This is a genomic window from Phycisphaerae bacterium, from assembly GCA_018003015.1.
GTDB lineage: Bacteria > Planctomycetota > Phycisphaerae > UBA1845 > PWPN01 > JAGNEZ01.
On record JAGNEZ010000013.1, the window covers coordinates 59,155 to 83,240 of the forward strand.

Sequence of the window (24,086 nt, forward strand, 5' to 3'; positions counted from 1 at the left end):
TGGTCGGACCTCACCTTACCTCGCGTTCGGGCCTTTCCACTCCACGCGCGGTGCGTCGCCCCAGAGGATGTCGAGTTCGTAGTAGCCGCGTTTCTCCGGGCTGAACAGGTGGATAACCACGTCGATGTAGTCGGCCAGCAGCCAGCTCGAGGACTCGTAGCCACTGGTTCGGTAGGGCTTCTCGCCGACCGATCGGGCGTATTCCTCGACGTGGTCAGCGATGGCTCGCATCTGCCGGTCGGACGTGGCCGTGGCGATGACGAAGTAGTCCGCGATTGAGCTCAGTCCGCGCAGATCGAGGACGACGACGTTCTCGGCGTTGTCACCGTAGGCGATGCGGGCCGCCTGGACGGCCAGTTCGAGAGCTCCGACCGGCGTCCCTTCCCGCTTCTGGGTCTTCGGTTTTCTTGCCATGGGGTTGAGATTACAGGCCGCCGATGAGCTCGCAAAGCTGCTTACCGAGGGCCCCGCTGATTCTGGCCAGCGCCCACACGCTTGCGGCGTTCTTGCCCAGCTCGACCTGGGATAGCTGCGAGGTGGTCAGTTCGGACCGCTCGGACAGCTGCCGCAGGGTGAGGCTCTGCTTGAGGCGTTCCTGGCGAATCCGCTGCCCGATCAGCCGGTTCAGCTCGTGTTCGTTGGTGTAGATTAGACCTAGTTCCTGAGCGATCCGTTCGATGGCCGCCAGGAGTTGTTCAGCGCTGAAGGGCTTAGTGATGTAGTCGCGGGCGCCTAGACGCATGGTCTCGGCGGCGCTCTGGACATCCGGGAACGCGGTCATGACCACGGTGGCCACACGATCGTCCTCGCCGCGGATCTTCTCGACGAGCTCGACGCCGTTGACATCGGGCATCTTGATGTCGATGAGGGCGATATCGAACGGTGTCTTGCGTACGGCCTGCAGGGCCTGTCGCGGCTGGGTGTAGGTCTGGACCTGGTAGTCGTTCTCCTGGAGGATCTTGCCTACGGTTTTGCACACCTGGGGGTCGTCGTCGACCACCAGGACTTTGATGTGGTGTCGGACCGCCATCGGAAACTGTATCCTTTCTGCTAAAACACAGGTTGAACATCGACGTCATGATTGTATCGCGATTAAAGTGGCAGTGCTAGTACCGATTCAGAAAAAGGTGACAAAATGTCCTGATCGGGGTAGGCATGCCCGTTCTGGTCGGGGCTCGTACGTGTGCCACACGTGCGGGTGGCTTGGAGCCGGGAGCCTCTGATCGAGGACGGATGGCTAGGGCGTGGCTTTCTGCGGTGCCGTTGGCGGGTGGCATACCACCTTTCGATGGGGTATTTGCCCCATTTGTGGCCGATCTAGGGGGCTTGTGGGGCGGCTTTATTGTGCCCTTTTCATGATGGGGTGACTTGCTAGACACACTTGGTATCCCGTATCATCACCGCGAAATGGGAAGGACCCCACTCGGCAAGGAGGTTGGGGTCTGGACACGATCGGCTAACTCCCTTGTGGAGGACGGACTGGGATGGAGTACCATTGCACAAACGCCGCCCGGCGAGCGGTCGTGGGTGTCGTGCTCGCGGGAATCGGGCTTCTGCTCGCTCCGGGCTGCGGCATCATCAACCCGGATCTGCTCGGGACGGTGTTGCCAAATTCGACGATCGGCATCCCGGCTCCCGAGGGGACCATCGTGATTGCCGTTCTGAATCGGTCACCGGCGATTGTGGCCGCCCAGGTTCAGGTCACCAAGATTGACGGTGGCGTGGTTGATCTGACCATTCCGGTCCAGCCTTTCGACAGCAGCACCGCCAACCCGGCGGATCGAGCTTTTGCCGTGCAGGATTGCGATGTCTACTCGATCAGGCTGGTCCAGATTCTGGCGGGTCTTCCGACCGGCGGGGCTGTTCAGCAGTTTGCGTCCTCGCTCCCGCCGCTGGTGGACGGCGTCGAGTTGAGTTGTGGCAAGCTGGTGACGATCACCGTCGTGGGCACGCCGCCGAATCTACAGGCCGCGGTGGAGGTCTATTGAGGTATGAAGGATCATGTTCGACATTACGGATGCCTGTTGTTCGTCCTGATGGTGCTGGCCCCACTGTGCGGCTGCTTGAACCCGGAGTTCCTCAACTCTGCGTTAGGGGGTGCCTATTACCCGACGGCGCCGGGCGATACTCCCTTCGTCATGGTGCGGGTGGTGAACGAGACCACCGCGACACTGGACGTGCCGATTGTGTGGGATGACGGTTCCCTGCCGACCTACAGTTACACGGTTCGCGGTCTGACTCCCGACGGCCACGACACCGGGACGCTGATTCAGTGGCCCGTGCTCCGTATTGGCCTGGGAGACCTTGACTTCCCGAATGCGCCGCTGATCGTGGCCAATTTCCCGGATGGCAGCAGCACGGGCGTGATTTTCGGTCGGTCTGCGCTCCAGGCGGGTGTGGATTACAGTGAAGGCGACACGATCATCTTCCAGATCGCGGCGGACAGTCGCAGCCCGGCCTACATTCGTGTGGACGCCGGCAAGATTGATGGCAGTTCTCAGTTGCAGACTGGGCTCAGCCGTGCCGACCCGTTTGGGCGACTGTGGTCTTTGCTTGCGGCCCTGGGATTCTGATGGCCGGGGCATTTGCCGCCCCGGCCTATAAAGGAGCCTCTTTATGCATCGTCGATGTCTGATCGCCTGCGGGCTGGCGGTGGCTCTAGTGGTACCTGTGGTCATCGGCACGAGTTGCCCCGCGCCCTCGGATCCGTTTTACCTTTCGGTGACATCGAGCCGTTTGAACGTGGGTAGTCAAGTGCCCGATTGCGTGGATGGCTTCGTTTGCCTGTCCGTGGTGAACAGCGCGTGTATCATCGTCGAGTTTTCCCTTTATGTGAACAACGGATACGATCTTCAGCTGGACTACTGCACGTGGAATCCGAGCATCGTCGTCGGCGGGACTCCCCAGCGAGCCTCCGAGGAATGCCCCGGGTACAACCTCGGCGAGTTCCAGATTTCGCGGGTGGATTTGTTTACGCCCCCCGCGGGCTTGCCCAGCAACCTCTATCCGATTCAGGGAAGTGCCATTCGCACCCTGGCTCCACGCGAGTCTGTTCTGGTACAGATCCAGGATGGAGACATCAAGACTTTTGGCATTGCCATCGGCCGGGTGGGAACGCTGCCGGCCGCCCCGGAGATTCGCGATGCACCTCGCTATCGGTGCACCATGGTTGACCTCGGCACGATCAACGTGCCGCGAAGCCCGGAGGACGTTCCCTCAGGTGAGACGTTCCAATACACGATATACGACCAGAGCGACTGCGCGGTTCCCGGTCTGGCGCGCCTGGCGGTCCGTACAGGTACCTCCGGTAGCGGCACCTGCCCGCGGGTTCAGTGAGCTACTCCGATTCAAGTCTGAGCCTCGGTTCAGCTGGCGGCTTTTATTGCCGGGGGGTGCTATGCCTTGCGTGGGCCAGGGAACTGCCTGGTGATGCCGTGGATCGAGGAGCGGGCCGCAGCTGTGGACAACGCGATCAGCCTCGGTGGGCTTGTCTGAAGACCGAGCCTCGACCGTAAGGCCCCCGTCGTTCCCCCTGCCCTGCCGCTTGCGCCGCCTCGGATCGTGTCATCGTCTCAGAGTTGGTGCCGTCGTCCATAAGCATGAACGGGTGTCCATGTTCATTGACCCGGAGACGGGCAGCCAGCCGCGTTTCAGGGTAGACTCGGTCCACGAGGATCGCCTCTGTGAGTGTGCAGTGGTGTCTGGGTCAACAGGAGAAAGCGCCTGGGCACCATGATTCGCACCCAGCCACCGTACATCGCGTTTCGAGGATCGAGGACTGGGCGGCGGATCCATGTGGCCGGCACCGGCGCCGGTCAGTAGACCCCTGCGGTGATTTGTGCCCCTTCGAATTGGAAGAGGATAATGCTCCCGCACTCGAAGTCATCACCGAGCTGAAAGGTGTACTCGGGGCGGCCGGTGAAGACGGTGCCACCCACAAACCCGCCGGTCGTTGGGTCGAGAAGGGATTGACTAACTGGTTCGATCATAGTGGGGCAAGGATTGCAGAACTCCTCGCAGAGCTTCTGCTCCTTTGAGCAGGTGATCGTCTGAGATACGCCGTCGACCAGATATTCGAACATGCTGTCGTATCCGGATTCGTTGATTACCCGGATGGTGACCGTCGCGGGGTCGAGTTGTGGCAGCGGGTTGCCAGCGGCAATGCCGTTGATGAACTCGTCGAACTCGGCATCGCCGTTACTGTAGCAGCCTGCCGCCATGGGCAGAGCCAAGGACAGGATCGCGGGAACGATTATCCGACGCACGAGCTTGTTCAACCGGGGTAGTACCATGGTTTCGAGCTTACCTTTCCAACAGGACCCTTCGCGCCGATCCTCCGTAAGTCTCGGACGCGATGATTCTAACGGGACCGGATGTCCAGGGCAACGGGTCCGGCGGCAGGCCCTTCCGGGGGGGGGCAGATTGGCCAACGAGGCCGTTCGTTTCGCCTGCCGGGTCATCCCTCCCGCTGACCCAGGAAGCGAAGCAGTCCATCCAGGATCGTCACTGGGTGGGGTGGGCAGCCGGGAATGAACAGGTCGATCGGAAGCAGCCCGGCAGCACCGTTAGAGCTCTCGGGTCGATCGACATAAGGCCCGCCGGAGATGGCACAAGCCCCTACGGCGATGACGAACTTGGGTGCCGGTGTTGCCTCGTACGTCTTGAGGAGAGCGGTTTTCATGTTCTCCGTGACCGGCCCGGTGATAACCAGCCCGTCGGCGTGCCGGGGCGAGGCCACGAATTGGATGCCGAAGCGGCCCAGGTCGAAAACAACGGTAGTGAGCACGTTGAGATCGGCCTCACAAGCGTTGCATCCCCCTGCGCTCACCTGGCGGAGTCTGAGTGACCGCCCGAAGAGCCGCCGGACCTCCTCGCCCAGGGCCTCCGCCGGTTTGAACGTCCTCCCGTCCAGGATCAAGTCTTCCCGGCGCCGAGCGGCCAGGCTGTACTCGCGGCCCAACGTGATGGCACCGGTTGGGCAGGCCTGCGTGCACTCGGTACAGAACAAGCACCTTCCCATGTCCAGTTCCGGGCCGACTGAGCCGACTCGGATTGCCCCGGTGGGGCAGGAGCGGACACAGGTGTCACAGGGCGATACGCATTTGGCGCCGTTCAATGCGGGGCGTCCTCGAAAACGATCCGGCAAGACCGGTTCGGCGCCCGGGAAGGCAATTGTCCGGTGCCCCTGTTTTAGTCGTGCGATAAGGGCTTTGATCATCATCGCCTCTACAGATCATGTCCGCAGTAGGACAGGTTGAAGCTCTTGTTGCACAGCGGGAAATCCGAAACCTGCTGGTTTCGCAGGGCCATCGCCAGACCGAACCAGTTGTGGAAGGACGGGTCGACGACTTTGTAGCCTGCAAGTCGGCCCTGCGAGTCGGTGATAGCCGCATGGCAGATTTCACCGCGCCATCCCTCGGTCAGCGTGACGGCCAGCGATGAGGGAGCCAGCGGGCCGATTTGGCGGAGGATCGCGCTTTCCGGCAGGGCTTTGAGTTGGCCGAGCAGGAAGCCCAGTGACCGTTGGATCTCCAGCCACCGCACGAAGGCCCGGCCGAAAACGTCGCCGCTCTCGGTGGTTGAAATGGGAATCTGGGCAAACCGGAAAATGCCGCTGGGGAGTTCCTGCCGCACGTCGCGTTCGAGTCCACAGGCCCGCGCCGCTACGCCGACCAACCCGAGTTCCTCGGCCGCGAGGCGCGACACAGTGCCGGTTTCCTGGAATCGGCTCATGACCGAAGGGGTCTCCCAGAGCAGATCGACGGCATTGGTCACGTCTTCTGTGGCCGCCTCCAGCCGCTCGACCAGTTGGCTCGTCCGGGGGTGGTCCAGGTCGAACAACACACCACCCGGCCGAACGATGCCGCGTCCGAATCGACTGCCGCAGATCAGGGCGGTCATGTTTAGGAAATCGCCGCGGATGCGGCCGCAGTACGATGCCGTCGGCAGGTAGCCGACGTCACCGGCCAGCGCCCCCAGATCACCGGTATGGTTGGCCAGTCGCTCCAGTTCGAGGGTGATGCCGCGGATCGCCTGGGCTCGCGCGGGGACCTGGCAGCCGGCCAGGGCCTCGATTGCCTCGCAGCCCGCGCTTGCGTGGCCGATTGAGGTATCCCCTGCCAGCGTCTCCAGGAAGGGCATGGTTCGTGGTCCCGGCCCGCCGATCAGGCCCTGTTCCACGCCCCGGTGCTGGTAGCCTAACGAGATCTCGAGGTGATGGACGATTTCGCCGTGACACTGGAAGCGGAAGTGACCAGGCTCGATGATTCCGGCGTGGACCGGTCCGACCGCGACCTCGTGGACCTCCTCGCCGCGGATCTGGAAGTACTTGGTGACGCACGGCTCGATGGTGGCGTTGGCTGGCCGGTTCCAGGCATCGTGGCCTGGGCGCCGAGAGGCGTGGAACCGGATCGGCTTGAGCCACGGGTGTCCCTCGGGTCTGACGCCCCATTGCTCGGCGATTTCGCGTTCAAACCAATGGGCGGACGGGCAGTCGGGTGTCAGGGCCGGGTAGCTGGCGGTCGCATCGGCCGACGTTACTTCGAGCACGCCCATGTCGCCCTGGGCGATGATGGCGTAGAGTCGAACGGATTCGCCGGGCAGGGGATGCCCGAAGAAGGCCGCCAGGCGCCCATCACGGGCAATTCCGCTGATGACCGAGTTGCGGAACTCGGTCATGCTGAGGACCGGCACCGCGCTGAGATCGGCCACTTCGCCGTTGCCTAAGGTGAGGTACATCGCGCCCGCCATCATGATCCTCCCAGGGCCTGTGCTGCCTGATGGAGCAGTTGGCTCAGCCATGCAGGGACGTGGACGCCAAGGATCAGCACCATGAGTGCTAGAGCGACGGGCGGTAGGCTCGATGACCAGGACTCCGTCGTTTCCTTGCCCTTGAACGGTCCTGACGCCTCGCCCTGGGCCATTTTGAGGAAGACCGAGGCCATCCCGACGAAAATGACGGCCAGCAGGGCCAGGTACAGTGCTGCAACGCCGGGGCGGCCCTGGTCCAGCGCTGCCTTCAGGACGGTGAATTCGCTGAGGAACATGCCGAAGGGGGGTGACCCGGTGATGGCCAGGAAACCCGCGACCCAGAGCAGTCCGGAGACAGGGAGTACCCGGAACACGCCGCGGACGTCCCTGCCCGATTTCGTGCCGTACACCGCGAGGATGTTGCCTGCCACGAGGAAGAGCATGGCCTTGGTCAGTGAATGGTTGACCGCATGGAGCATAGCTCCAAACGCGCCCGCTCCACCGAGGCCGACGCCCAGGGCGAGGATTCCCACATGCTCAACGCTGGAGTAGGCGAGCATGCGTTTGTAGTCGGCCTGCCCGACAATGAACACCGCCGCTACGCCGATGGAAACGAGTCCGAGGAGGAGAAGAAGGTTCTGCCCGAACGCGGCACAGCCGGCTGCGGATAGCACCTGTTGGGCTCGGAGGATGCTGAGGAACGCACAGTTGAGCAGGGCGCCGGACAGAAGGGCCGAGACGACCGAAGGTGACTCGCTGTGGGCGTCGGGTAGCCAGGTGTGCAGGGGGGCGAGGCCCATCTTGGTACCGTATCCCACGATCAGGAACACAAAGGCTGTCCTGAGCCACGCGCCGTGAAGCGAATCCCCGTGGCCCATGAGGTTCTGGACCACCAGCGGCATCGTGCTTCCATCCGGGGCGGCGGCGGCCACGGCCAGGAAGAAATTGCCCAGCAAGGCAAGGGCGATACCGACCGAGCAGATCAGCAGGTACTTCCATGTTGCCTCGAGTGACCGATGATGGCGGTGGAAGTAGATCAGCGGGGCGCTGGCCAGTGTTGTGGCCTCGACCGCGACCCAGATCAGTCCGAAATGGGCGCTGACGCACACCAATGACATCATGCCCAGGAACACCAGCAGGCAGCCGGTGAAGACGGCCTCCGGGGCGTTGGAGATCAGGAAGCCCTCCTCGATGTCATGGTGCGATCCGCGCGGTTCGCGGCTCAGGTAGCCCAGACCGTAGATGGCGGTGACCAGGAAAAGCAGGCTGGTGATGCTCAGGAACAGCAGGCCGAGGGCATCCAGCGCCAACCACGCCTCGACATGAACCTCGTCCTTGACCCACCAGGCTGCCGTTGTCAGGATCGTGTGACCGATGGCCGTGGCCATCAGCAGGGTCCGACGGGTGGCGTCGGATCGAATGAAAAAGGCGGCCAGACCGGCCAAAGATGGAATGAGAAACAGGGCCGCGATCATGAGGTCATTCCTTGAGCGTGGACAGGCGGTCGGTGTCGATGTGATCGAACTCCCGGCTGATGTGGAAAATCGCGATGCCCATGACAAACACCGCTACGAAGATGTCAAGCAGAACGCCCAAGTCGATCAGGATCGTTGCCTCTTTGACCAGGGCAATGCCAAAGATGTAGATGCCGTTTTCGAGTCCCAGGTACCCGAGCACCTGGGTCACAGCTTTCTTTCGGCTGACGATTAGGAACAACCCGATCAGGATGGCGTGAAACGCGACGGGGACGACCAGGGGCGAAACCGCCGGGTCGATGGCGGGCAGGCGCGATCCCAGCCAGATCGCTGCCGGCAGCCCCAGCGTGCCGATCAGCAGCGACATGGTGAATCCGATGAAAGGCTCGACTTCGCGGCGGACGTTGGCCTCGCGCACGCCCCGGAGGAGCAGTCGCGGGAAGACCACTCCTTTGATGATCATCACTCCCACGACCAGGATGACGATGTGCGCCGAGACGGCATCGTGTCGCACGCCGACGGTGACGAAGCCCAGCATCACGCCCTGGATCGCCATGACGCGGATGCAGGTTCCCAGCGAACTCAGGCCGGTCATGGCCAGGTTGGTCAGAGCGATCAGGATCAGTAACAGGTCAGTCCAGGCCGTCACCATCTCACCTCAACACCAGAACGAGAGCGAATACGGCCAGTGCCCCGGCCCCTACGAGCATCTGCGGCACGCGAAGCAGACGCAGCCGGGCCATCGTAGACTCGATGATCCCGGTGAGCACGGCCAGGATGAACATGCCCAGCAGGAAAACTGGAGCGTCCAGCCACACATGTTCGCTTCGCACCGGCGTCATCAGTCCTACGAGCAGCGAGCCTAGCACCCACAACTTCACCGAGGCTCCATAAACGATGAAAGCGAAATCCGGCCCGCTGTTGTCCAGCACCATGACCTCGTGGATCATGGTCAGTTCCAGGTGAGTGTTCGGGTCGTCCACTGGGATGCGAGCGTTTTCTGCGAGGAAGACGGCCAGCAGGGCAGCGATCACCATCGCCAGCGACGCTCCGGCCTGTGTCCAGACGGCTGCCGTGATGCCCGCGTAGATCTCAGAGAGCGAGGCGCTGCCGGTCTCACGAGCGAGGGCGGCCAGGGCGAGCAAGAGCACCGGCTCAGCCAAGGCTGAGAACTGCACCTCCCGGCTGGCTCCCATGCCCTCGAAGCTGGATCCCGTATCCAGCGCTCCGATCACGGTGAAGAACCGCGCCAGTCCCAGTAGATAGGCCAACAGCACCAGATCGCCCGGGAACGCCATGAGGGCGGCCGTGCTGCCCAGGGGCAACAGCAGGACAGTCACGATAATCGCCGCGAGGGTGACGGGAGGTGCCGCCCTGAAGACCCAGGTGGTCGTCTTGCTGTAGACCGCACCTTTGGCCAGGAGCTTCCGCAGGTCGCGGTAGGTCTGGAAGACCGAAGGTCCGTTGCGGCCGGCAACGCAGGCTTTGACCCGGTTGACGACCCCGAGCATGAGCGGGGCCAAGGTGAGAGCCAGGAGCGGGTGGATCACGGAGGCGAGGTCCATGGTTCAGCCGAGCCTCCACGCCAGCAGGGCCAACAAGGTGATGGCGATGTACAGGATGTAGACCTGTACCCGCCCGTGTTGGAGCCATCGAAGCTTGGAAAGGGCCTTCGCCGTTCCCAGGAACGCTGGCCGGTAGAGCTTGTCTTCGCAGATGTCGGGAGTGTGCGTCGCGAGTGATGCTTCTGAAGGGAAATAGCCGAGAGGCTTCTTCAGCAGCGTTCTCGTCCTCAGGAAGACATGGAACACCTGAATCAGCGGCTGAGCAAAAGAGGAAGCGGTGTACTGCATCCTGGCGGTTGGGCGGGCGTAGCCGCAATCCCAGGTGACGGTGCGGGTCACCGGCCGCGTGGCCAGCAGTCGGCTTCGGGTCCAGTTCAAGGCTAGGAAGAGCAGGGCGGCCACCATTCCGGTTACGACGACGGCAGTGAGGGCCGGCTGGGTGAGAACAAGGCTCCGCTCGATCGCGATGGCCGGCAGGCCGCAGGCCGATTCGATGACCGACGCCATGGCCATGACGACGAAGGGGGAGAGGAGGCCGATCAGCCCGCAGGCGGCTGCAAGGATGATCATCGGCCAGCGCATGGCTGGCCCGCATTCGTGTGCATGGTGTGCGTGCTCGCTTCGGGGTTCGCCCAGAAAAACGGCGCCGAACGCCTTGGTGAAGCAGGCCGCGGCCAGCCCGCCGATGAGAGCCAGGCCGGCGATCGCGGCGAGCAGGGCGGGTAGTTGCGGGCTGGACAAGGACTGGATGCAGCGAAATGCCCCCAAGTAGATCAGGAACTCGCTGGCGAAGCCATTCAAGGGGGGGAGGGCGGAAATCGCCGCAGCCCCGATCAGGAAAACCGCGCCGGTCCAGGGCATTGGCTTGAGCAACCCCCCCAGCCCATCGATCTCACGCGTGCCGGTACTGTGAAGGACGGAGCCGGCCCCCAGGAAGAGAAGGCTCTTGAAAACCGCGTGATTCAGCACGTGCAACAGGCCGCCGCCGAAGCCGAGGACGGCCAGCGGTGTCGAATGCCAGCTCAGACCGAGCAGTCCTAGCCCGAGACCCAGCACGATGATCCCGATGTTCTCGACGCTGTGATACGCCAGCAGTCGCTTGAGGTCGTGCTGGGCTAGGGCGAAGAGGACGCCGAGGACTCCGGAGATCAGGCCGATGCCGACCAGGAGGTAACCCCACCAAGCCGGCGGAGGGCCCAGGAAGGTGAGCGTCCTCAGCAGCCCGTAGATCCCGGTCTTGATCATGACCCCAGACATGATCGCGGACACGTGGCTCGGGGCAGCTGGGTGGGCTTCCGGTAGCCAAACGTGCAGCGGCATGATGCCCGCCTTGGTGCCAAAGCCGATCAGGGCCAGGATGAACAGCAGGCTCGCGCTCGGGTGAGCCAGACCCGACGCCGTGATGAAGCCGTCGAAGTCCAATGAACCCGAATGACGTCCAAGCAGTGCGAACAAGGCCAGCAGGAACGCCGTTCCGATGTGCGTGGCCACCAGATAGGTCCACCCCGCCCGCCGAACTTCCTCTCGCTCGTCTTCCACGGTCACGAGGAAGAACGACGCCAGGGACATGATCTCCCAGGCCATCAGGAACAACACGCCGTTGCGGGCCATGACGACCAGGGCCATTCCTGCCACCAGAAGATTGAAGAAGAACCACGGCCGACCGGATGACTTGCGTTCCCGAAACGACCGCATGTATCCGATGCCGTACACCGCCGCGAGGCCGCACACCGCGAAGATGGTTACCAGGAAGAAGGCCGAGACCGCGTCGACCTGGACGAAGAACGAGCCATAGGGCACGCTCCAGGGCCATCGGAGTGTTGCGAGCGATCCGCCGCCGAACGTTGCCAGGGCCTGACCCAAGCCGATCAGGCATGCGCAGATGGCGGTGCCCGCTCCGGCAATCGTCGCCCGCCTCGAGTCACGGGAGAGACACAGTGCCGCCAAGCCGCCCACCAGCAGCAGACCGATCGCTGTCAACAGAAGAGGCATGGATTACGGGTTCTCCGGGTTCTTTGCCGGGGCAGCATCAACGGGCACAAAGGACCTTTCCACGCGTTCGACTTCGCGGATGATCTCGTCGCGAGAACGCTGCGTCCTAATAGTCTCCTTGAAGGTCGCGTCCCGGAGGGCGAACGACAATCTGGACAGGAGGTGCAGGTGAGCACGGACGGTTGGACTGATCAGGGAGAACAACGTGTCGACGGGCTGGCCGTCAAAGGCCTGGAAGTCGATTGGTTGCTCGAGGAAGCAGAGGGTGATCATGGGTTGGGGCACATGGAGGACGATCGGGTTTCGGACGTGCGGGATGGCGATGCCCTCGCCGATGCCGGTCGAACCGAGGGCCTCGCGGGCCAGGAGTACGCGGTAGAGGAACTCCCGGTCGACTTCCTCCGGCACCCGCATGTACTCGACCAGGGACTTCAAAACGGACGCCTTGTCAGTTCCCCCCAGCCGATAGACGATTCCGCCGGCCCTGAGCGCGCCCAGGAGCGTGGGCAGGGGGACCGAACAGCTTTCCGGCTCGTGGAGAATCTCGACGGACACATTGATTCGCCGGGATGTCGCCCATTCCAGCAACTCTGCCCGGTTGAACCGATACTGTTCGTTGACCTTGTAGGCGGGGACGCTGCCCTGGTTGATCCAACGGTAAATCGTTTTTTCGGAGACACTTAGGATTCTAGCGGCATCCCGCACAGTCAACTGCATGGACCGAAACCTCGATTCGTGACAAACACGGATCGCTATGGACGTTAGTGGACACATTACCCGATCAATGGTCATACGTCAACAGGTAGGTTTCACTAGGCAATCCGGGGGGGGAGGGCGGTACGCGCCTTGGCCACGGTAGACCTTCGTTTGGAGCGATAGCCTGCGGTGGGGTAAACTCCTACGTATGACCGGGTATCTCCTGGTGGACGGTTTCTCTGGAGAGCGATGATGAGGTGGCTTGGATCTGTCGTGGTTTGGGGAGTGTTTGTCCCGGTAGCGATCGCCGGGGCTGCGCCCAAGGTGGTCAGGACGTTCCCGCCGAACGGGGCGAAGGATGTCGATCCGGCTACGACCGAGATCGTGGTGGTCTTCGACGTGCCCGTCAAGCCCAACAGCTGGTCTGTTGTTCAAATGGGGGATGCGACGTTTCCTGAGCTGGCGGGAGACAACCCGATCTCGTTTCGCGACGACAAGACCTGCGTCGCCAAGGTCAGGTTGCAGGCCGACACGGCCTACGGTCTGGGGTTCAACAGCAGGACGCGCCAAGGTTTCAAGTCGGCCGAGGATGAGACTGCAGCCGAGCCATATGCTCTTCAGTTCAGGACGGGTAGTGGCAAGCCGGTCGTACCCGAGGGCCCACGGGTAGTCAGGACCGATCCGGAGGACGGGACTGCCGATCTGGAGGCGGGGACGTACGATCTGACGATCCTGTTCAGCGAGCCGATGGAAGTCGGGCAGGCATCGATCATGACGCCGCCTGAGGGACCACGGCTTAAGATGATTGGCCAGCCGAAGTGGAGGGATACGCGGACATTTGTGGCTCCGGTTCTGCTCGCGGCCAAGACCACGTATCGAGTGGGCATCAACACCGGGGAGTCCAAGAAGTTCGTCAGTGCAGGTGACGGCACACCGGCGGCGGCGATGGAGTTCACGTTCAGCACGGTCGGAGCGCCGTCTGCTCCCGCCGGCAAGGATAAGGCTGTTCAGCTCCGTTACGACTGTCACCAGGGCGACGCGGGGCGGCTCATGCAGAAGTCGGCCGTGGACATCAAGCTGATTTTGTCGACCGGGCAGACTATCCCGATGAGCCGAAAATCGGGCATGAACTCCATTGAGGAGGTACTGGTTGCGGAGAAGGGCTATCCGGTCGAGGTTCGCAAGATCGTCAGCGAGTATGTCATGCAGGCGATGGATCCGCAGAGTGGCCAAATGCGGTCCTCGTCGCGGTTGGAGAAGCCGGTGGCCGTGAAGCTGGATCGCCGCAATGAGCCGGTCAAGGTCGAGATGCTGGACGGCCAAGTGCCCCCGGCGCTGATGAGTATGCTTGCCGAGGATAGCTTGATTGACATTCTGCCGGCCGGATCCATGAGAGTGGGGCAGACGGCGGAACCATCGCGGGAGGCCTTGGCCAAGCTCAAGAGCGTTTTTGACGTGAAGGGTGAAGGTAGGATCGACTTCAAACTGACATGCAAGCGAATCGGCACGATGGAGGTTCCAGACGCCCGCAACGCGATGCTCAAAGCTCAAGGTAGTGGTGAGCCCGTGACTTACGAGTTCGACGTGGCCGAACTGGCCATCGACTGGAAGCAGGATGGCGTCATGCAGAATGACATTCCCTTTAGCATGACTGCAAAGGGGGAGATGATCTTCGCCATCGATGCCGGTGTGGTGATCAGGGTCAAGGTTGACGGGAAGATCGACATCAAGTCGATGCAGACACAGGGCTTGGATGGGCAGGCGGTCACCCTCAGCGGGGGCGGGACTTACTCTACGGATCGCACATTTGAGCCAATCAAGTGGACCCGGGGAGTCAGGAAGAAGTTGGGGCGGACTGAGAAGACCGAGGACAGGGTCCCGCCGGAGAGGCAAGACGCTGGGCGGGAGTCAGTGGATGCGGCGCCGGGCGAAAAAGAGACTCGGCCCAGCCAGCCTCCGGAAGCGGGGACGAGGGGAGAATCGGGCCCGGCGGAGAGCCTTTCCAGGGAGATGATGCCTCCGCTGGAGGGCAGGCTACCCCGTGACTGGAAGATGATGAATGACGAGTTGTTCGGCTCGCAGGTTGCGGTGCCGCCGGGCTGGACTCCGCGGGTGCGGGGCGATGTTGCCCTGTGCATCGAGCCGGACAAGATTACCAAGGCAGGGGCTTTCTTCGTTCCCATGGTTCTGAAGGCCAAGGGGCGGCCGGACGATCTGGCCGACAGTTTCGACGAAATGCTCCGGAAAGCGATGCCGACATTACGCACCGAGACGACGGGCAAGCCGGCCGCCGACTGTGTACAGCGCGACCTGAGTGGTCAGATCGGCCGAACGCCGATTTTGGGCAGTTATCGGGCGGTCGTTGGCCGCACGGGTACGGGTTTTGTGATGGGCTTCCTGGCGCCGGACGAGCAGTTAGGCGATCTGAAGCCGACGTTCTATCGCATTCTGGGCAGCTATCGGTATACAGGATCGCGGGTACGGCTGCAGCCGTATCGGTCGGCGGCCATCGAACTGCGGATTCCCCAGGGCTGGCAGGTTCGGACCAGCGAGGCTAACGGTACGGCCAACCAGGACATCGACTGGGAGGCGGTCTGCCCGAGTGTGCCCGGGGCCCGGGCATTCATGGTGTCGCCGAAGTTCTTCTCGGCGAACTGGATCACGGATGCCCTCTCCGGCCAGATTGACCAGCAGCTGTTGCCCTTGTGGCAGAACAAGGGCTTCATTCTGGCCAGTTTCACGTCGGATGAGCAGGCCATTCGACAGGCCATGATGCTGGCGCTCCCGGGCCTGCAGGTCACGCGCCAGCAGAGTCTCGATGAGATTCGCGATCTGTTCAGCAAGATCTTCGAGTTGCCCATCCAAACCGTGCAGACAATAGGCGGGCGCATGACCATCCACGTGTACGAGTTCATCGGTCGCCGGGAGGTTCAGGGTCGCGAGATGCGCTGTGTGGCTACGATCGGCATGGGGGCGCTCGTTGTCCAGGCTCCACTGCGAGGGCCGGCCGGGATCTGGATGACGGGTATCCGCGGCTACGAAGCGCCGGCGGACAGGTTTGCCGACCTGTCGCCGATGCTGGAGCGTGTAGGGAGCAGTTTCACCTACACGATGTGGTGGATTCGTGAGGTCATGAAGGCCAACGAGGCGCAGGCCAAGACACTGCGGCAGTTCTACGCGGACATGAACCGGCTGGACAAGGAGATCTTCGATAACCGGGTCAGCACGAACTCGGCGATCAATGAGATGATGTACGACACGCTGACCGAGAATCACGGTTATGTCAACGAGAAGACGGGGAGTATCGAGAAGATCTCCCCCGATCAGGTCGAGAGGTTCCGGTTGGACAACGGGGATATCGTGAGCCCGGACGAGGTCATCAATCAGCACATTGACCCTCGGAATGCCACCCGCATTCGAGCGGCGGGGACGGACGATTACATGTCTTTTGACCGCCGAGTTCAAGTCTGGCCGTGATGGGTACTCTTCGCGACTGCATCCGCGTCCGGGGGGCCGCGTATAAGAGCTTACAGAACACAACTGGCGTTGGGTGGCATGGGTCGGTGATCCGAGGTTGTACCGCAGGCAACCTGAGGCGATGGTCCAGAGAGCTTGGCCAGTAGGGTGAACGCCTCCTCGATCCGACCCACGCCGCTCCAACCTCAGCCCAACGGAGGTTGTCTTTCGATGGGGACAACCCGGCAGTGGAAACCTCTTTCCCTACTCCTTACCGTAACGATGCCTTGCGTTGTATTCCTGGGTTTCCAGGCAGGTGAGGCCTGCGCGGGCAAGGGCAAGGCGATCCAGGAAGCCATCGAATATGCGGCGGGCAAGTTCACCGCTGAGGTGGCGGAAGAATCCGCGGAACGGTTGTCGGCACGTCTGACGTCTTTGGCCGCCAAGCATGGTGATGAAGCGATTGTCGCATTCAAGCGGGTGGGACCCCAGGCTTTGCGGGTGGCTGAGGAAGCTGGTGAGCATGCAGGCCCTGCCTTGCGGCTGATGGCGGCCCGAGGGCAGGAGGCGATGTGGGTTTTGCGGGACGCGGAGCGTACGGCGCTGTTTCTACGGTGGGGCGACGATGCGGCAGAGGCGATGATCCGTCACAAGGGAATCGCCGCGCCGCTCGTTCGAGAGCTGGAGGGTCCGGCGGCTCGAGCGCTCAAGGCCGTGGATTCTCGCAACGCCCGTCGGATCAAGATGATGGCCGACGACGGCGATCTGACCCGGATGGGTCAAATCGGTCGGATTCTGGGTGTCATCGAGCGTTACGGCGATGGGGCGGCTGATTTTATTTGGCGGCACAAAGGGGCGTTGGCGGTTGCGGCCGTGCTCGGAGCGTTCCTTGACGATCCCAAGCCTTTTATCGAGGGTACGCGGGATCTGGCGGCAACGGCAGTGGTCCCTGTGTCCGAGGTGGCCAAGGAAGCCAGTCGTTCAGTCAACTGGACGGTGGTAGTGCTGACCGGGATGATTCTCCTGACGCTGATGTTCCTCTGGCGCATCCGGCGGGTGGGCGGTGTCGCGAGGGTTTTCAGTCCGGCTGGATCCACTTGTCGTAAGTCACCGGGCCCTTGAATGTTGCCACCTTGCCTTCGAGATCGGTTCCCGACGTCATGACGTGGATGAAGCCGCTCATCTCTCCTACCAGGGCGGTGTGCAGGATCTTGCGGGCGGGATTCTCGTGCAGGATCATCTCGACTTGGCCGTTCAGGCCGCGATGCCGACTATAGGCGTCGGTCCTGGTGTCGGTGAACTCGATGTCTTTTCCAAGCCTCTCCAACATGCGGAGCGTTTTGCGGTAGGTCCCTCCGTCGGGCCCGACGATGTTCTTCCCGTTGAGGACCACATCCCGGTCATCGTAGGCGACGACGTTGAGGTGATGGTGCCGGCTTCGCTTGAGCCATTCAAGGAGCTTCTCGGCGTATTGGCGGCCATCCATGAAGCCGTAGTTGGCGTCCAGAAAGGCGATGCGGCTGATCTCGTCAGGGATGCGATCGACGCTGTCGAGGTAGCCGAAGATGAAACTGCCACCCCCGCTGTGGCCGGAGAGGACGATGGACACCCTCGGCAAGCGGACCCTGTCGCGGATGCCGGCCACGACGGCGGGGAGGGTTTTCGGATAGTCTGGGTGCTTGGTCTTCCATGCTGGCCAGCTTCGGCCGCCGGCCTCAAGGTACGCCACGATCCAGGTTTGGCCGGTGTCGATCTCACGCAGGCGCCGGACCTGGGCCCCGATGTGCTGGATGTCGAAGTGCCAGTCGACGCCTGGTGCCATTTGCCGACCGATGGTCTGGGGAGTGGTGTTCCCGTTGGGTAGGCAGTACAGCACCAGCACGGCGAGCTTGGCGGGGTCGATTGTCGCCGGGTCCGGGGCGTTGATGTGGATTTTGATCCCGGGGTCGAAGATATACTCCTGGATCCGCTCGCCGAAATGCCGAGATCGTGCGAAGTGTGGCCAGGGCCCGGCCGGGCTGCTCGGTCGGCTCGTGATTGCGGCCTCCGGCACGGGTGGCGCTGCCGTGGGAGGCTGAGCGGGCGTTTGGCAAGCCGCTAACAGAGTGGCTATGATCCCCAGGCATGCCGACATCTTCCACATTTCCGGAACTCCCGCGTCAGCCCGATGTACACGGGCTGCAGTGCATGGAGATTATCGGGGGGAACCATGCGGTCCACAACCATTTCTCGTCGCCGGGCATGGACATCTGGTTGGATAGCCGCCCTTGTGAGGGAGCCGCAGGCGGTGACATCCACTACTTCTCGATGTGTGGATCAGGGCGTGTGACCCGGCTTGCGGTTGCGGATGTCTCCGGCCATGGGCCGGTGATGGATGACATCGCTCAGAAGCTGCGCCAGTTAATGCGAAAGTACATCAACCTGCTCGACCAGACTCGCTTTGCTCAGGCCGTCAACCAGGAGTTCATTTTACATGCAGGCAACGATTACTTCGCCACGATTATCCTGCTCACCTACTTTGCCCCCACAGACCACCTCATTATCTGCAACGGCGGGCACCCCCGACCGATCTGGTACAGCACCCGGCTGGCACGGTGGATTCTGTTGGACCCGGCAACGCCCGACGTCGGTCCGTCTATTCGGGAGGCCAAGGGGACGTATCGCCTGGCGCGGGTGTCCAACCTCCCTTTGGGCATCATCGAGAGGACGGACTACCACCAGTACACAGTCAGACTTGACAAGGACGACTTCGTGCTCGTGTACACCGATGCCTTGGTCGAGGCTCGGAATCCGCTCGGTAAGTCTCTCGACGAGGATGGCCTCATGAGGGTTCTAGGGGAGCTCGTCCCGTCGGATGCTCGGCAGCTCGGGCAGCAGCTGGTCGAGCGGATTGACGGGTGGCGCGGTGGCGCGCCTCTGGAAGACGATCAGACGATTATCGTTCTCCATCACAACGGAACGGACCCGGCGCCGATGACCGTCGGCACCGCCGTCCGGACCATGCTCAAGATGCTCGGCCTCAGGAGTGTGTGACCACGCCCCGCGCAGGCCAGCTGTTGCCGCGAGACGAGGCAAGGGGTTTGTGGGCGAGCCCCTTGTCTACCCGTAGATCACGTAGATCGCGATGAACATGACGCCGGCGACAGAGCTCCAGAGGCCCACGCTTTGATACCAGGCGCAGGGTGTCGAATCGTCGGCCGGGCGGCAGAGAGCCGGTCGCCAGACGTAGGGAGCGACAGCCGCCGGGTCAGCTGAACGGGTGAGCAGGCTGGCGATGAGCATGAAGGCCAGGGCAGCCACGAAGAGCAGGCAGGCGAAGTTGAACATGTGAATAACCAAGACAGGGCTGTGTGCGGCGAGTTGGAACCTAAGGTAGTTATCGGTCGTGCTGCCGAACAGGAAGGGTACGGCTACGAACGGCAGTACAAAAAGGAAGGTGGCGGTCGCAGCCCAACTGGTGGCCCGTCTCCACAAGGCGCCCAAGGTGAAGACCAGGGTGATCGGGATGGCCAGGACGCACCAGACGTTCTGAGAGTAGGTGAAGATGTACTCGCGATCGATCACCAGCTGGGAGAGGGGCGTCGCGATGAGCAGCGTGGCGAATCCTGCGAGCCGCCCGGTTCGAACCATCTGTGCGTCAGAAGCCTGTGGTCGCTGCCACTGCTTGTAGATGTCCATCGTGTACACGCTGGCCGTGGCGTTCACGATTGAGCTCACCGTGGACATGATGGCGCCCAGAACAGCGGCCGCAAGAAAACCGCGAAAGCCCGGCCCGAGGAAACGGCTGACCAGCAGTGGATACGTGGCGTTGGCGTCCTCCAGCGGTTGGAGGACGCCAAGTCGGGTCAGGTCGTTGGCGATGTAGCCGGGAAACGCGAAACACAGGGTCAGTATGGGGGCCAGGAAAGCGGTGAGCAGGATGCCGAGCCGGCCGTGCCGCTGGTCTTTGGCGCCAAGGCAGGACTGGACATAGAACTGGTTGGTGCAGCAGTACCAGACGTTGGTGGACAGCATGAGCACGATGAGGCCGGGCCAAGGAACGAATGGATCGTGGATGCCTCTGAGCAAATGACCTGATTGCACGTGGTCCATGCGCTCGAGAAGGCCGTGCCAGCCTCCGGGCACGTGGGACAGGCCGACCGCGAATACCAGCAGCCCGCCAGCCAGGAGGAGAACGCACTGAAAGGTGTCCGTCCAGGCGACCGACGACATCCCGCCGTAGACGGTGTAGAGCCCGGTCAGCGTCGCCAGGGCCAATGCCCCGTATACAGGAGGCAAGCCCAAGAAGGCCTCTAGGGCCTTGGTGCCCAAAGCGATGACCATGACCAGGGCCACGAAGGCGTTGTTGAAGACCGTGTAGGCGGCGAACATGAGTCGGACGGTCTTGTCGTAGCGACGTTCCAGGTATTCCGGGATGGTGGCGATACCGGCCCGGAGGTAAAGCGGCAGGAAGACGAAGATCATGAGCGCCAGAGAGGGGAACACACCCAGGTCCCAGTTGGAGACGACCAGGCCTGCATCCCGCGCGTAGGCAACCTCGCCAAGCATCTGTTCGGCGCTGATGCTGGCTGCGACCATGGTGAGACCGACGACCCACCACGGTAGCGACTTCTCCGCGAGGAAGAAACCCCGTGACGATTCAGGGACTCTCCGAGCCGACCAGAACCCGACGGCCAACGTCACGATGAAGTAGATTGCGATGATCGCATAGTCGATTGTCCCGACTTGGCCGACGGAAGCCAGCATCTGGTTGCTCGCGGAGCAGCTAAAGGAGCCATACCCAGTCTATCCACCGGGGAGTCTAACCGCGGGATTCGCCGATTCAAGGCCGCCAGGGGACTTGGTTGCGTTTGTTCGAATGGCTCGGCTATTATTCTGGCTTTGTTTGGCCTCATCGGTGTCACAGGAGCGTACCCGATGGCATACCATATTGAAGTCGTGGCCGCGGACAACAACATGTGCGGCGAGGCCCCGGTCTGGGATCCCAGCCGGAGCCGAATCTTGTGGGTCGATATTGATTCGTCTCTGATCTTTGAGATGGACGTTCGCGGAGGCACTACCCGGATCATCGGCCAAGATCTCAGCGTCAGCGGGATCGTCGTGAATCGCGATGGCAGGCTGGTTCTGTGCGGGGTAACGGGTCTTCACCTCTGGCGGAGGCAAGGCGACTACCGCACCCTTGTATCGGAGCATGGTGGGGAGAAACTGGCTTTCAATGACATGGTGGCCGACTCGGTGGGGCGGATCTACGCGGGGACGCTCTACTGGGTGGGCGATCGGATGGAGAAGGCGGGCAGGCTGTTTCTCATTGAGGCCGACGGCTCGATCAGAGTCGTGGATGAGGGGATCGAACTGAGCAACGGTCTCGGCTTCAGCCCCGACAACCGCACGCTGTACTATAGTGATTCGAGCGCACGGCGGATCTATGCCTATGAGGTCAACCCAATCACCGGTGACGCGACCAAGCGACAGGTGTTCGCCCGGGTGTCCGAGGACGAGGGCATTCCTGACGGTCTGACGGTGGATGCCGAGGGCTTTGTCTGGAGTGCGCAGTGGTATGGATCACAAGTTGTTCGCTACGACCCGGATGGAAAGGTTGAACGACGCATTCCGATGCCAGTCCGGCAGGTATCCAGCCTGGCGTTTGGCGGCAGCGATCTGAACGATCTGTATGTGACAACGGCCGGCGTATCGTGGCAGAGCAACTGCGCTCCGCCAGGATACGACTTCGGTGCGCCCAACATGGGTGGATCGTTGTATCGCATCCGGCTTGACGTGCGCGGTAAGCCTGACTACGTGGCGAACATGGTCTCGATGGCATGATGACGAATCGCCGGTGTGGCGGATGGTCAGGTCTGCAGGTTGACCGTTAACCTTGGAGCCTCACATGTCTTCGCTCAAGGATCAGGTTGCGATTATCACTGGGGCGGGTACGGGAATTGGCGCAGCGACGGCTGTCCGATTCGCCAGGGAGGGAGCGTCGCTGGTGCTTGTCGGGCGTCGACGGGAGAAGCTCGATGACGTCGTCGCCCGAATCGGGCATCCGGCCCGGGTGGCGGTGGTGCCAGGAGATGTCCGAGAGCAGAAGATCGCCGAGGAAGCGGTCCGTACTGCCGGCGAGCGTTTCGGTCGGCTTGACGTACTGGTCAACAACGCAGCGTTCATGAGGGCCGTTTCGTTCGTCGAGGTGGATTTCGACACCTGGCGACAGATGCTGGACGTGATCCTGTTCGGTTGCGTTCGTTTTAGTCGGGAAGCGGCTCAGCTGATGATCGCCAAAGGCATTGCCGGCCGGATCGTGAACGTCACCAGCATCCACGGTACGCAGGCCGAGGCGGGCGCATCCAGCTATGGGGCGGCCAAGGCGGCGGTCAATCAGTTCACTCGCTGCATGACTGTGGAACTTGCCCCCCATAACATCCGGACGAACGCGGTGGCTCCGGGATTCGTGGATACGCCTATGTCCTGGGCCGACGGCGTCTGTGAGCTGGAGACCGATTTCTTCAGAGAGCAGTACGTCAGGCGTCGCCGCATTCCCATGGCCCGGGCGGGTCGTCCGGAAGAGGTCGCTGCGGCGATTCTGTTCCTGGCCTCCGAGGAGTCGAGCTACGTCAACGGGCACGTGCTGACGGTTGACGGGGGTCTGACCTGCACCTTCTGACATGAGACCGTCAATGGACGAGGTTGTGCCGGGGGCCCTATCCGAGGATTTCCGTGTGGCCGCGATCTGGGAGAGTGTTCGGGCAGCGGGCAGGCTGCGGGTTTTTCCGTTTACGGACATCCACGGAGCCCCTTCGCCCACGTGCTGCCTGCTTGACGGCGACTTGCCGAGGCTGGCTGTTGCCTGCGGATGGTCGGCGTGGACCGCGAGTCTCAACAGGGTGGCAATCCGATGCTTGTGGTCACGGGTGCAATGTGAATGGGTGAAGCCCGCTTGTGCAGAGGCACCGGTCTTGCGTCTCGGCCTCGTTCTCTGAAGCGGTGGAGGGGCTGCGACCTGTCCGGGTGCTCAACTGGCGGCAGCGAGTCTTGACTCGGCTGCAGCTCGGATACAGGGAGCGAGTGTTTCGCGAGCCCATGCTCGCCAGAGCCATCCGACATGCCCTCCCCCATGGCCCAGGCGGATCCAGTCTGGCCGCCACGCCACTTGCTCAACGCGGTCGTTTGCCACGAGCTGATGGTCCAGGGTGCGGAAGCCGATGTGCCCCGCGGATACCGTGTACTTCCGATCGATTGTGCCGAACCAGGCGGTGCCGACACCCAGGGGTAGCCAGTCCAACTCGCTGTAGAAGTTCACCAGCGTGCCGCGGACGTGGGCCAGTGGCTTGGACAGGTCGTAATCTGGCGAGAGCGCGGCGCCGACCAGTATGAGCCCATCGAGTTTGACCTGCTCAGGAAGGGCTTCGGCCGCGAGGACGGCCAGACCGCCGCCGCCGCTGAAGCCGACCACTGTGATCGGAGAGGCGGGGTGCTCGGCCCGGTAGCGAACGGTCAGTTCCGCGATCCTCTTTGCCCATTCCTTGTTCGCGGGTAAGTCGGTGAGGTTGGTCAGGACATCAAGGGGTCGGCCCCAGCCGATGGGCTGGATAGCGTGGTCCACGCCGCCGTCCCGCAGGCCGCGAATGGTGTCGGTGAGGTGCCAGGCACCGCCCTCGACGCCGGGCAGGAGTATCACATATCCGCGATCCAGTTGCTCTCGGGGCGCAGCCTCGGGCTGGATGCAGCCGGTAAGGCTCCAGGCGATGACAGGCACGATAGTTGATAGATGCTTGCAGGTCATGGGATCACTCTATAATAGACGGTGTTGGATGATCATAGGTTTGTGGGAGTCGGGTTTGATTTCGAGCATCGGGAGTCGATCAAGATGCCCACGTACGAGTATCAGGCTTGCGAGGAACGAGCCTCCTGCCCGCGATGCCGCGAGCGATTCGAAGTCACTCAGTTCATGGGCGATTGTCCGCTCACGGCGTGCCCATCGTGCGGTAGCCCCGTTCAACGGGTCGTTTCCCTATGCCAGGTGTCGACCAAGCAGTCCACGCGGAGCACGCTCAGCGACAGGAATCTCAGGGCCAAGGGCTTCACCAAACTGGTGAACGAGGGTGACGGCAAGTTCAGGAGAACAACCTGACCGCTGCAGCCGAGGCAGGGGTGG

General features: G+C 62.3%; 22 protein-coding genes. 9 read left to right on the forward strand and 13 right to left on the reverse strand.

What is annotated here, in order from left to right:
• Positions 1-15: 15 nt before the first annotated feature.
• Positions 16-414, reverse strand: coding sequence for a ribosome silencing factor (gene rsfS, locus KA354_08170; GenBank protein MBP7934605.1), 399 nt, complete (start codon positions 412-414; stop codon positions 16-18).
• 10 nt (positions 415-424) lie between these two features.
• Positions 425-1,030 carry a response regulator gene (locus KA354_08175; GenBank protein ID MBP7934606.1) on the reverse strand — a complete coding sequence of 202 codons (606 nt, stop codon included), beginning with the start codon at positions 1,028-1,030 and terminating at the stop codon, positions 425-427.
• Between the two features lie 454 nt (positions 1,031-1,484).
• On the opposite strand from KA354_08175, the gene KA354_08180 reads away from it, so the two are divergent.
• The 3 genes from KA354_08180 to KA354_08190 are packed head-to-tail and all read left to right on the forward strand — an operon-like array spanning position 1,485 to position 3,336.
• Positions 1,485-1,988, forward strand: coding sequence for a hypothetical protein (locus KA354_08180; protein MBP7934607.1), 504 nt, complete (start codon positions 1,485-1,487; stop codon positions 1,986-1,988).
• A 3-nt stretch (positions 1,989-1,991) separates the two neighbouring features.
• Positions 1,992-2,573: a hypothetical protein gene (locus KA354_08185; protein ID MBP7934608.1), complete on the forward strand. Its 582-nt coding sequence runs from the start codon at positions 1,992-1,994 to the stop codon at positions 2,571-2,573.
• Positions 2,574-2,616: 43 nt separating this feature from the next.
• Positions 2,617-3,336 (forward strand): hypothetical protein, encoded by a 720-nt coding sequence (locus KA354_08190; protein MBP7934609.1) that lies wholly within the window; start codon positions 2,617-2,619, stop codon positions 3,334-3,336.
• Between the two features lie 479 nt (positions 3,337-3,815).
• On the opposite strand, the gene KA354_08195 is transcribed toward KA354_08190, so the two are convergent.
• The 8 genes from KA354_08195 to KA354_08230 all read right to left on the reverse strand — a co-directional run bounded on the left by KA354_08195 (position 3,816) and on the right by KA354_08230 (position 12,499).
• Complete coding sequence (locus KA354_08195) at positions 3,816-4,265, reverse strand: hypothetical protein (GenBank protein ID MBP7934610.1); 450 nt, start codon at positions 4,263-4,265, stop codon at positions 3,816-3,818.
• Positions 4,266-4,456: 191 nt separating this feature from the next.
• On the reverse strand, positions 4,457-5,218 hold the full coding sequence (locus KA354_08200; GenBank protein MBP7934611.1) for a 4Fe-4S binding protein: 762 nt from the start codon (positions 5,216-5,218) through the stop codon (positions 4,457-4,459).
• Positions 5,219-5,226: 8 nt separating this feature from the next.
• On the reverse strand, positions 5,227-6,801 hold the full coding sequence (locus KA354_08205; protein ID MBP7934612.1) for an NADH-quinone oxidoreductase subunit C: 1,575 nt from the start codon (positions 6,799-6,801) through the stop codon (positions 5,227-5,229).
• Positions 6,750-8,225 (reverse strand): NADH dehydrogenase FAD-containing subunit, encoded by a 1,476-nt coding sequence (locus tag KA354_08210; protein MBP7934613.1) that lies wholly within the window; start codon positions 8,223-8,225, stop codon positions 6,750-6,752. Before KA354_08210 ends, KA354_08205 begins: the two co-directional genes overlap by 52 nt.
• Positions 8,226-8,229: 4 nt before the next feature.
• Positions 8,230-8,877, reverse strand: coding sequence for a hydrogenase (locus tag KA354_08215; protein ID MBP7934614.1), 648 nt, complete (start codon positions 8,875-8,877; stop codon positions 8,230-8,232).
• 1 nt (position 8,878) lies between these two features.
• A complete protein-coding gene (locus KA354_08220; protein ID MBP7934615.1) occupies positions 8,879-9,790 on the reverse strand; it encodes an NADH-quinone oxidoreductase subunit H in 912 nt (303 codons plus the stop codon).
• 3 nt (positions 9,791-9,793) lie between these two features.
• A complete protein-coding gene (locus tag KA354_08225; protein ID MBP7934616.1) occupies positions 9,794-11,782 on the reverse strand; it encodes a hypothetical protein in 1,989 nt (662 codons plus the stop codon).
• 3 nt (positions 11,783-11,785) lie between these two features.
• The gene (locus KA354_08230; protein ID MBP7934617.1) at positions 11,786-12,499 is read right to left on the reverse strand and encodes a PTS sugar transporter subunit IIA; all 714 of its coding nucleotides are present in this window, start codon (positions 12,497-12,499) and stop codon (positions 11,786-11,788) included.
• Between the two features lie 228 nt (positions 12,500-12,727).
• Here KA354_08230 and KA354_08235 point away from each other — a divergent pair, with 228 nt between their 5' ends.
• Positions 12,728-15,955, forward strand: coding sequence for an Ig-like domain-containing protein (locus tag KA354_08235; protein MBP7934618.1), 3,228 nt, complete (start codon positions 12,728-12,730; stop codon positions 15,953-15,955).
• 261 nt (positions 15,956-16,216) lie between these two features.
• The gene (locus KA354_08240; protein MBP7934619.1) at positions 16,217-17,056 is read left to right on the forward strand and encodes a hypothetical protein; all 840 of its coding nucleotides are present in this window, start codon (positions 16,217-16,219) and stop codon (positions 17,054-17,056) included.
• On the opposite strand, the gene KA354_08245 is transcribed toward KA354_08240, so the two are convergent.
• Positions 17,013-17,987: a hypothetical protein gene (locus KA354_08245; protein ID MBP7934620.1), complete on the reverse strand. Its 975-nt coding sequence runs from the start codon at positions 17,985-17,987 to the stop codon at positions 17,013-17,015. The genes KA354_08240 and KA354_08245 overlap by 44 nt on opposite strands.
• A 71-nt stretch (positions 17,988-18,058) precedes the next feature.
• Between KA354_08245 and KA354_08250 the strand changes: the two genes are divergently transcribed.
• Positions 18,059-18,967 carry a serine/threonine-protein phosphatase gene (locus tag KA354_08250; protein MBP7934621.1) on the forward strand — a complete coding sequence of 303 codons (909 nt, stop codon included), beginning with the start codon at positions 18,059-18,061 and terminating at the stop codon, positions 18,965-18,967.
• A gap of 66 nt (positions 18,968-19,033) precedes the next feature.
• On the opposite strand, the gene KA354_08255 is transcribed toward KA354_08250, so the two are convergent.
• Complete coding sequence (locus KA354_08255) at positions 19,034-20,680, reverse strand: sodium/solute symporter (protein MBP7934622.1); 1,647 nt, start codon at positions 20,678-20,680, stop codon at positions 19,034-19,036.
• A 171-nt stretch (positions 20,681-20,851) separates the two neighbouring features.
• Between KA354_08255 and KA354_08260 the strand changes: the two genes are divergently transcribed.
• Both KA354_08260 and KA354_08265 read left to right on the forward strand, forming a co-directional pair.
• Positions 20,852-21,757: an SMP-30/gluconolactonase/LRE family protein gene (locus KA354_08260; protein ID MBP7934623.1), complete on the forward strand. Its 906-nt coding sequence runs from the start codon at positions 20,852-20,854 to the stop codon at positions 21,755-21,757.
• Between the two features lie 64 nt (positions 21,758-21,821).
• The gene (locus tag KA354_08265) at positions 21,822-22,595 is read left to right on the forward strand and encodes an SDR family oxidoreductase (GenBank protein MBP7934624.1); all 774 of its coding nucleotides are present in this window, start codon (positions 21,822-21,824) and stop codon (positions 22,593-22,595) included.
• 348 nt (positions 22,596-22,943) lie between these two features.
• Here the strand turns inward: KA354_08265 and KA354_08270 are convergent, their stop codons facing one another.
• Positions 22,944-23,714, reverse strand: coding sequence for an alpha/beta fold hydrolase (locus KA354_08270; GenBank protein MBP7934625.1), 771 nt, complete (start codon positions 23,712-23,714; stop codon positions 22,944-22,946).
• Positions 23,715-23,798: 84 nt separating this feature from the next.
• On the opposite strand from KA354_08270, the gene KA354_08275 reads away from it, so the two are divergent.
• Complete coding sequence (locus KA354_08275) at positions 23,799-24,062, forward strand: zinc ribbon domain-containing protein (protein MBP7934626.1); 264 nt, start codon at positions 23,799-23,801, stop codon at positions 24,060-24,062.
• Positions 24,063-24,086 lie beyond the last annotated feature (24 nt).

Excerpts from the sequence above, each read along its gene's own strand:
- rsfS (MBP7934605.1), bottom strand. The coding sequence starts at position 414 with ATGGCAAGAAAACCGAAGACCCAGAAGCGGGAAGGGACGCCGGTCGGA.
- KA354_08175 (MBP7934606.1), bottom strand. The coding sequence starts at position 1,030 with ATGGCGGTCCGACACCACATCAAAGTCCTGGTGGTCGACGACGACCCC.
- KA354_08180 (MBP7934607.1), top strand. The coding sequence starts at position 1,485 with ATGGAGTACCATTGCACAAACGCCGCCCGGCGAGCGGTCGTGGGTGTC.
- KA354_08185 (MBP7934608.1), top strand. The coding sequence starts at position 1,992 with ATGAAGGATCATGTTCGACATTACGGATGCCTGTTGTTCGTCCTGATG.
- KA354_08190 (MBP7934609.1), top strand. The coding sequence starts at position 2,617 with ATGCATCGTCGATGTCTGATCGCCTGCGGGCTGGCGGTGGCTCTAGTG.
- KA354_08200 (MBP7934611.1), bottom strand. The coding sequence starts at position 5,218 with ATGATCAAAGCCCTTATCGCACGACTAAAACAGGGGCACCGGACAATT.
- KA354_08205 (MBP7934612.1), bottom strand. The coding sequence starts at position 6,801 with ATGGCTGAGCCAACTGCTCCATCAGGCAGCACAGGCCCTGGGAGGATC.
- KA354_08210 (MBP7934613.1), bottom strand. The coding sequence starts at position 8,225 with ATGATCGCGGCCCTGTTTCTCATTCCATCTTTGGCCGGTCTGGCCGCC.
- KA354_08215 (MBP7934614.1), bottom strand. The coding sequence starts at position 8,877 with ATGGTGACGGCCTGGACTGACCTGTTACTGATCCTGATCGCTCTGACC.
- KA354_08220 (MBP7934615.1), bottom strand. The coding sequence starts at position 9,790 with ATGGACCTCGCCTCCGTGATCCACCCGCTCCTGGCTCTCACCTTGGCC.
- KA354_08225 (MBP7934616.1), bottom strand. The coding sequence starts at position 11,782 with ATGCCTCTTCTGTTGACAGCGATCGGTCTGCTGCTGGTGGGCGGCTTG.
- KA354_08230 (MBP7934617.1), bottom strand. The coding sequence starts at position 12,499 with ATGCAGTTGACTGTGCGGGATGCCGCTAGAATCCTAAGTGTCTCCGAA.
- KA354_08235 (MBP7934618.1), top strand. The coding sequence starts at position 12,728 with ATGATGAGGTGGCTTGGATCTGTCGTGGTTTGGGGAGTGTTTGTCCCG.
- KA354_08240 (MBP7934619.1), top strand. The coding sequence starts at position 16,217 with ATGCCTTGCGTTGTATTCCTGGGTTTCCAGGCAGGTGAGGCCTGCGCG.
- KA354_08250 (MBP7934621.1), top strand. The coding sequence starts at position 18,059 with ATGCCGACATCTTCCACATTTCCGGAACTCCCGCGTCAGCCCGATGTA.
- KA354_08255 (MBP7934622.1), bottom strand. The coding sequence starts at position 20,680 with ATGCTGGCTTCCGTCGGCCAAGTCGGGACAATCGACTATGCGATCATC.
- KA354_08260 (MBP7934623.1), top strand. The coding sequence starts at position 20,852 with ATGGCATACCATATTGAAGTCGTGGCCGCGGACAACAACATGTGCGGC.
- KA354_08265 (MBP7934624.1), top strand. The coding sequence starts at position 21,822 with ATGTCTTCGCTCAAGGATCAGGTTGCGATTATCACTGGGGCGGGTACG.
- KA354_08270 (MBP7934625.1), bottom strand. The coding sequence starts at position 23,714 with ATGACCTGCAAGCATCTATCAACTATCGTGCCTGTCATCGCCTGGAGC.
- KA354_08275 (MBP7934626.1), top strand. The coding sequence starts at position 23,799 with ATGCCCACGTACGAGTATCAGGCTTGCGAGGAACGAGCCTCCTGCCCG.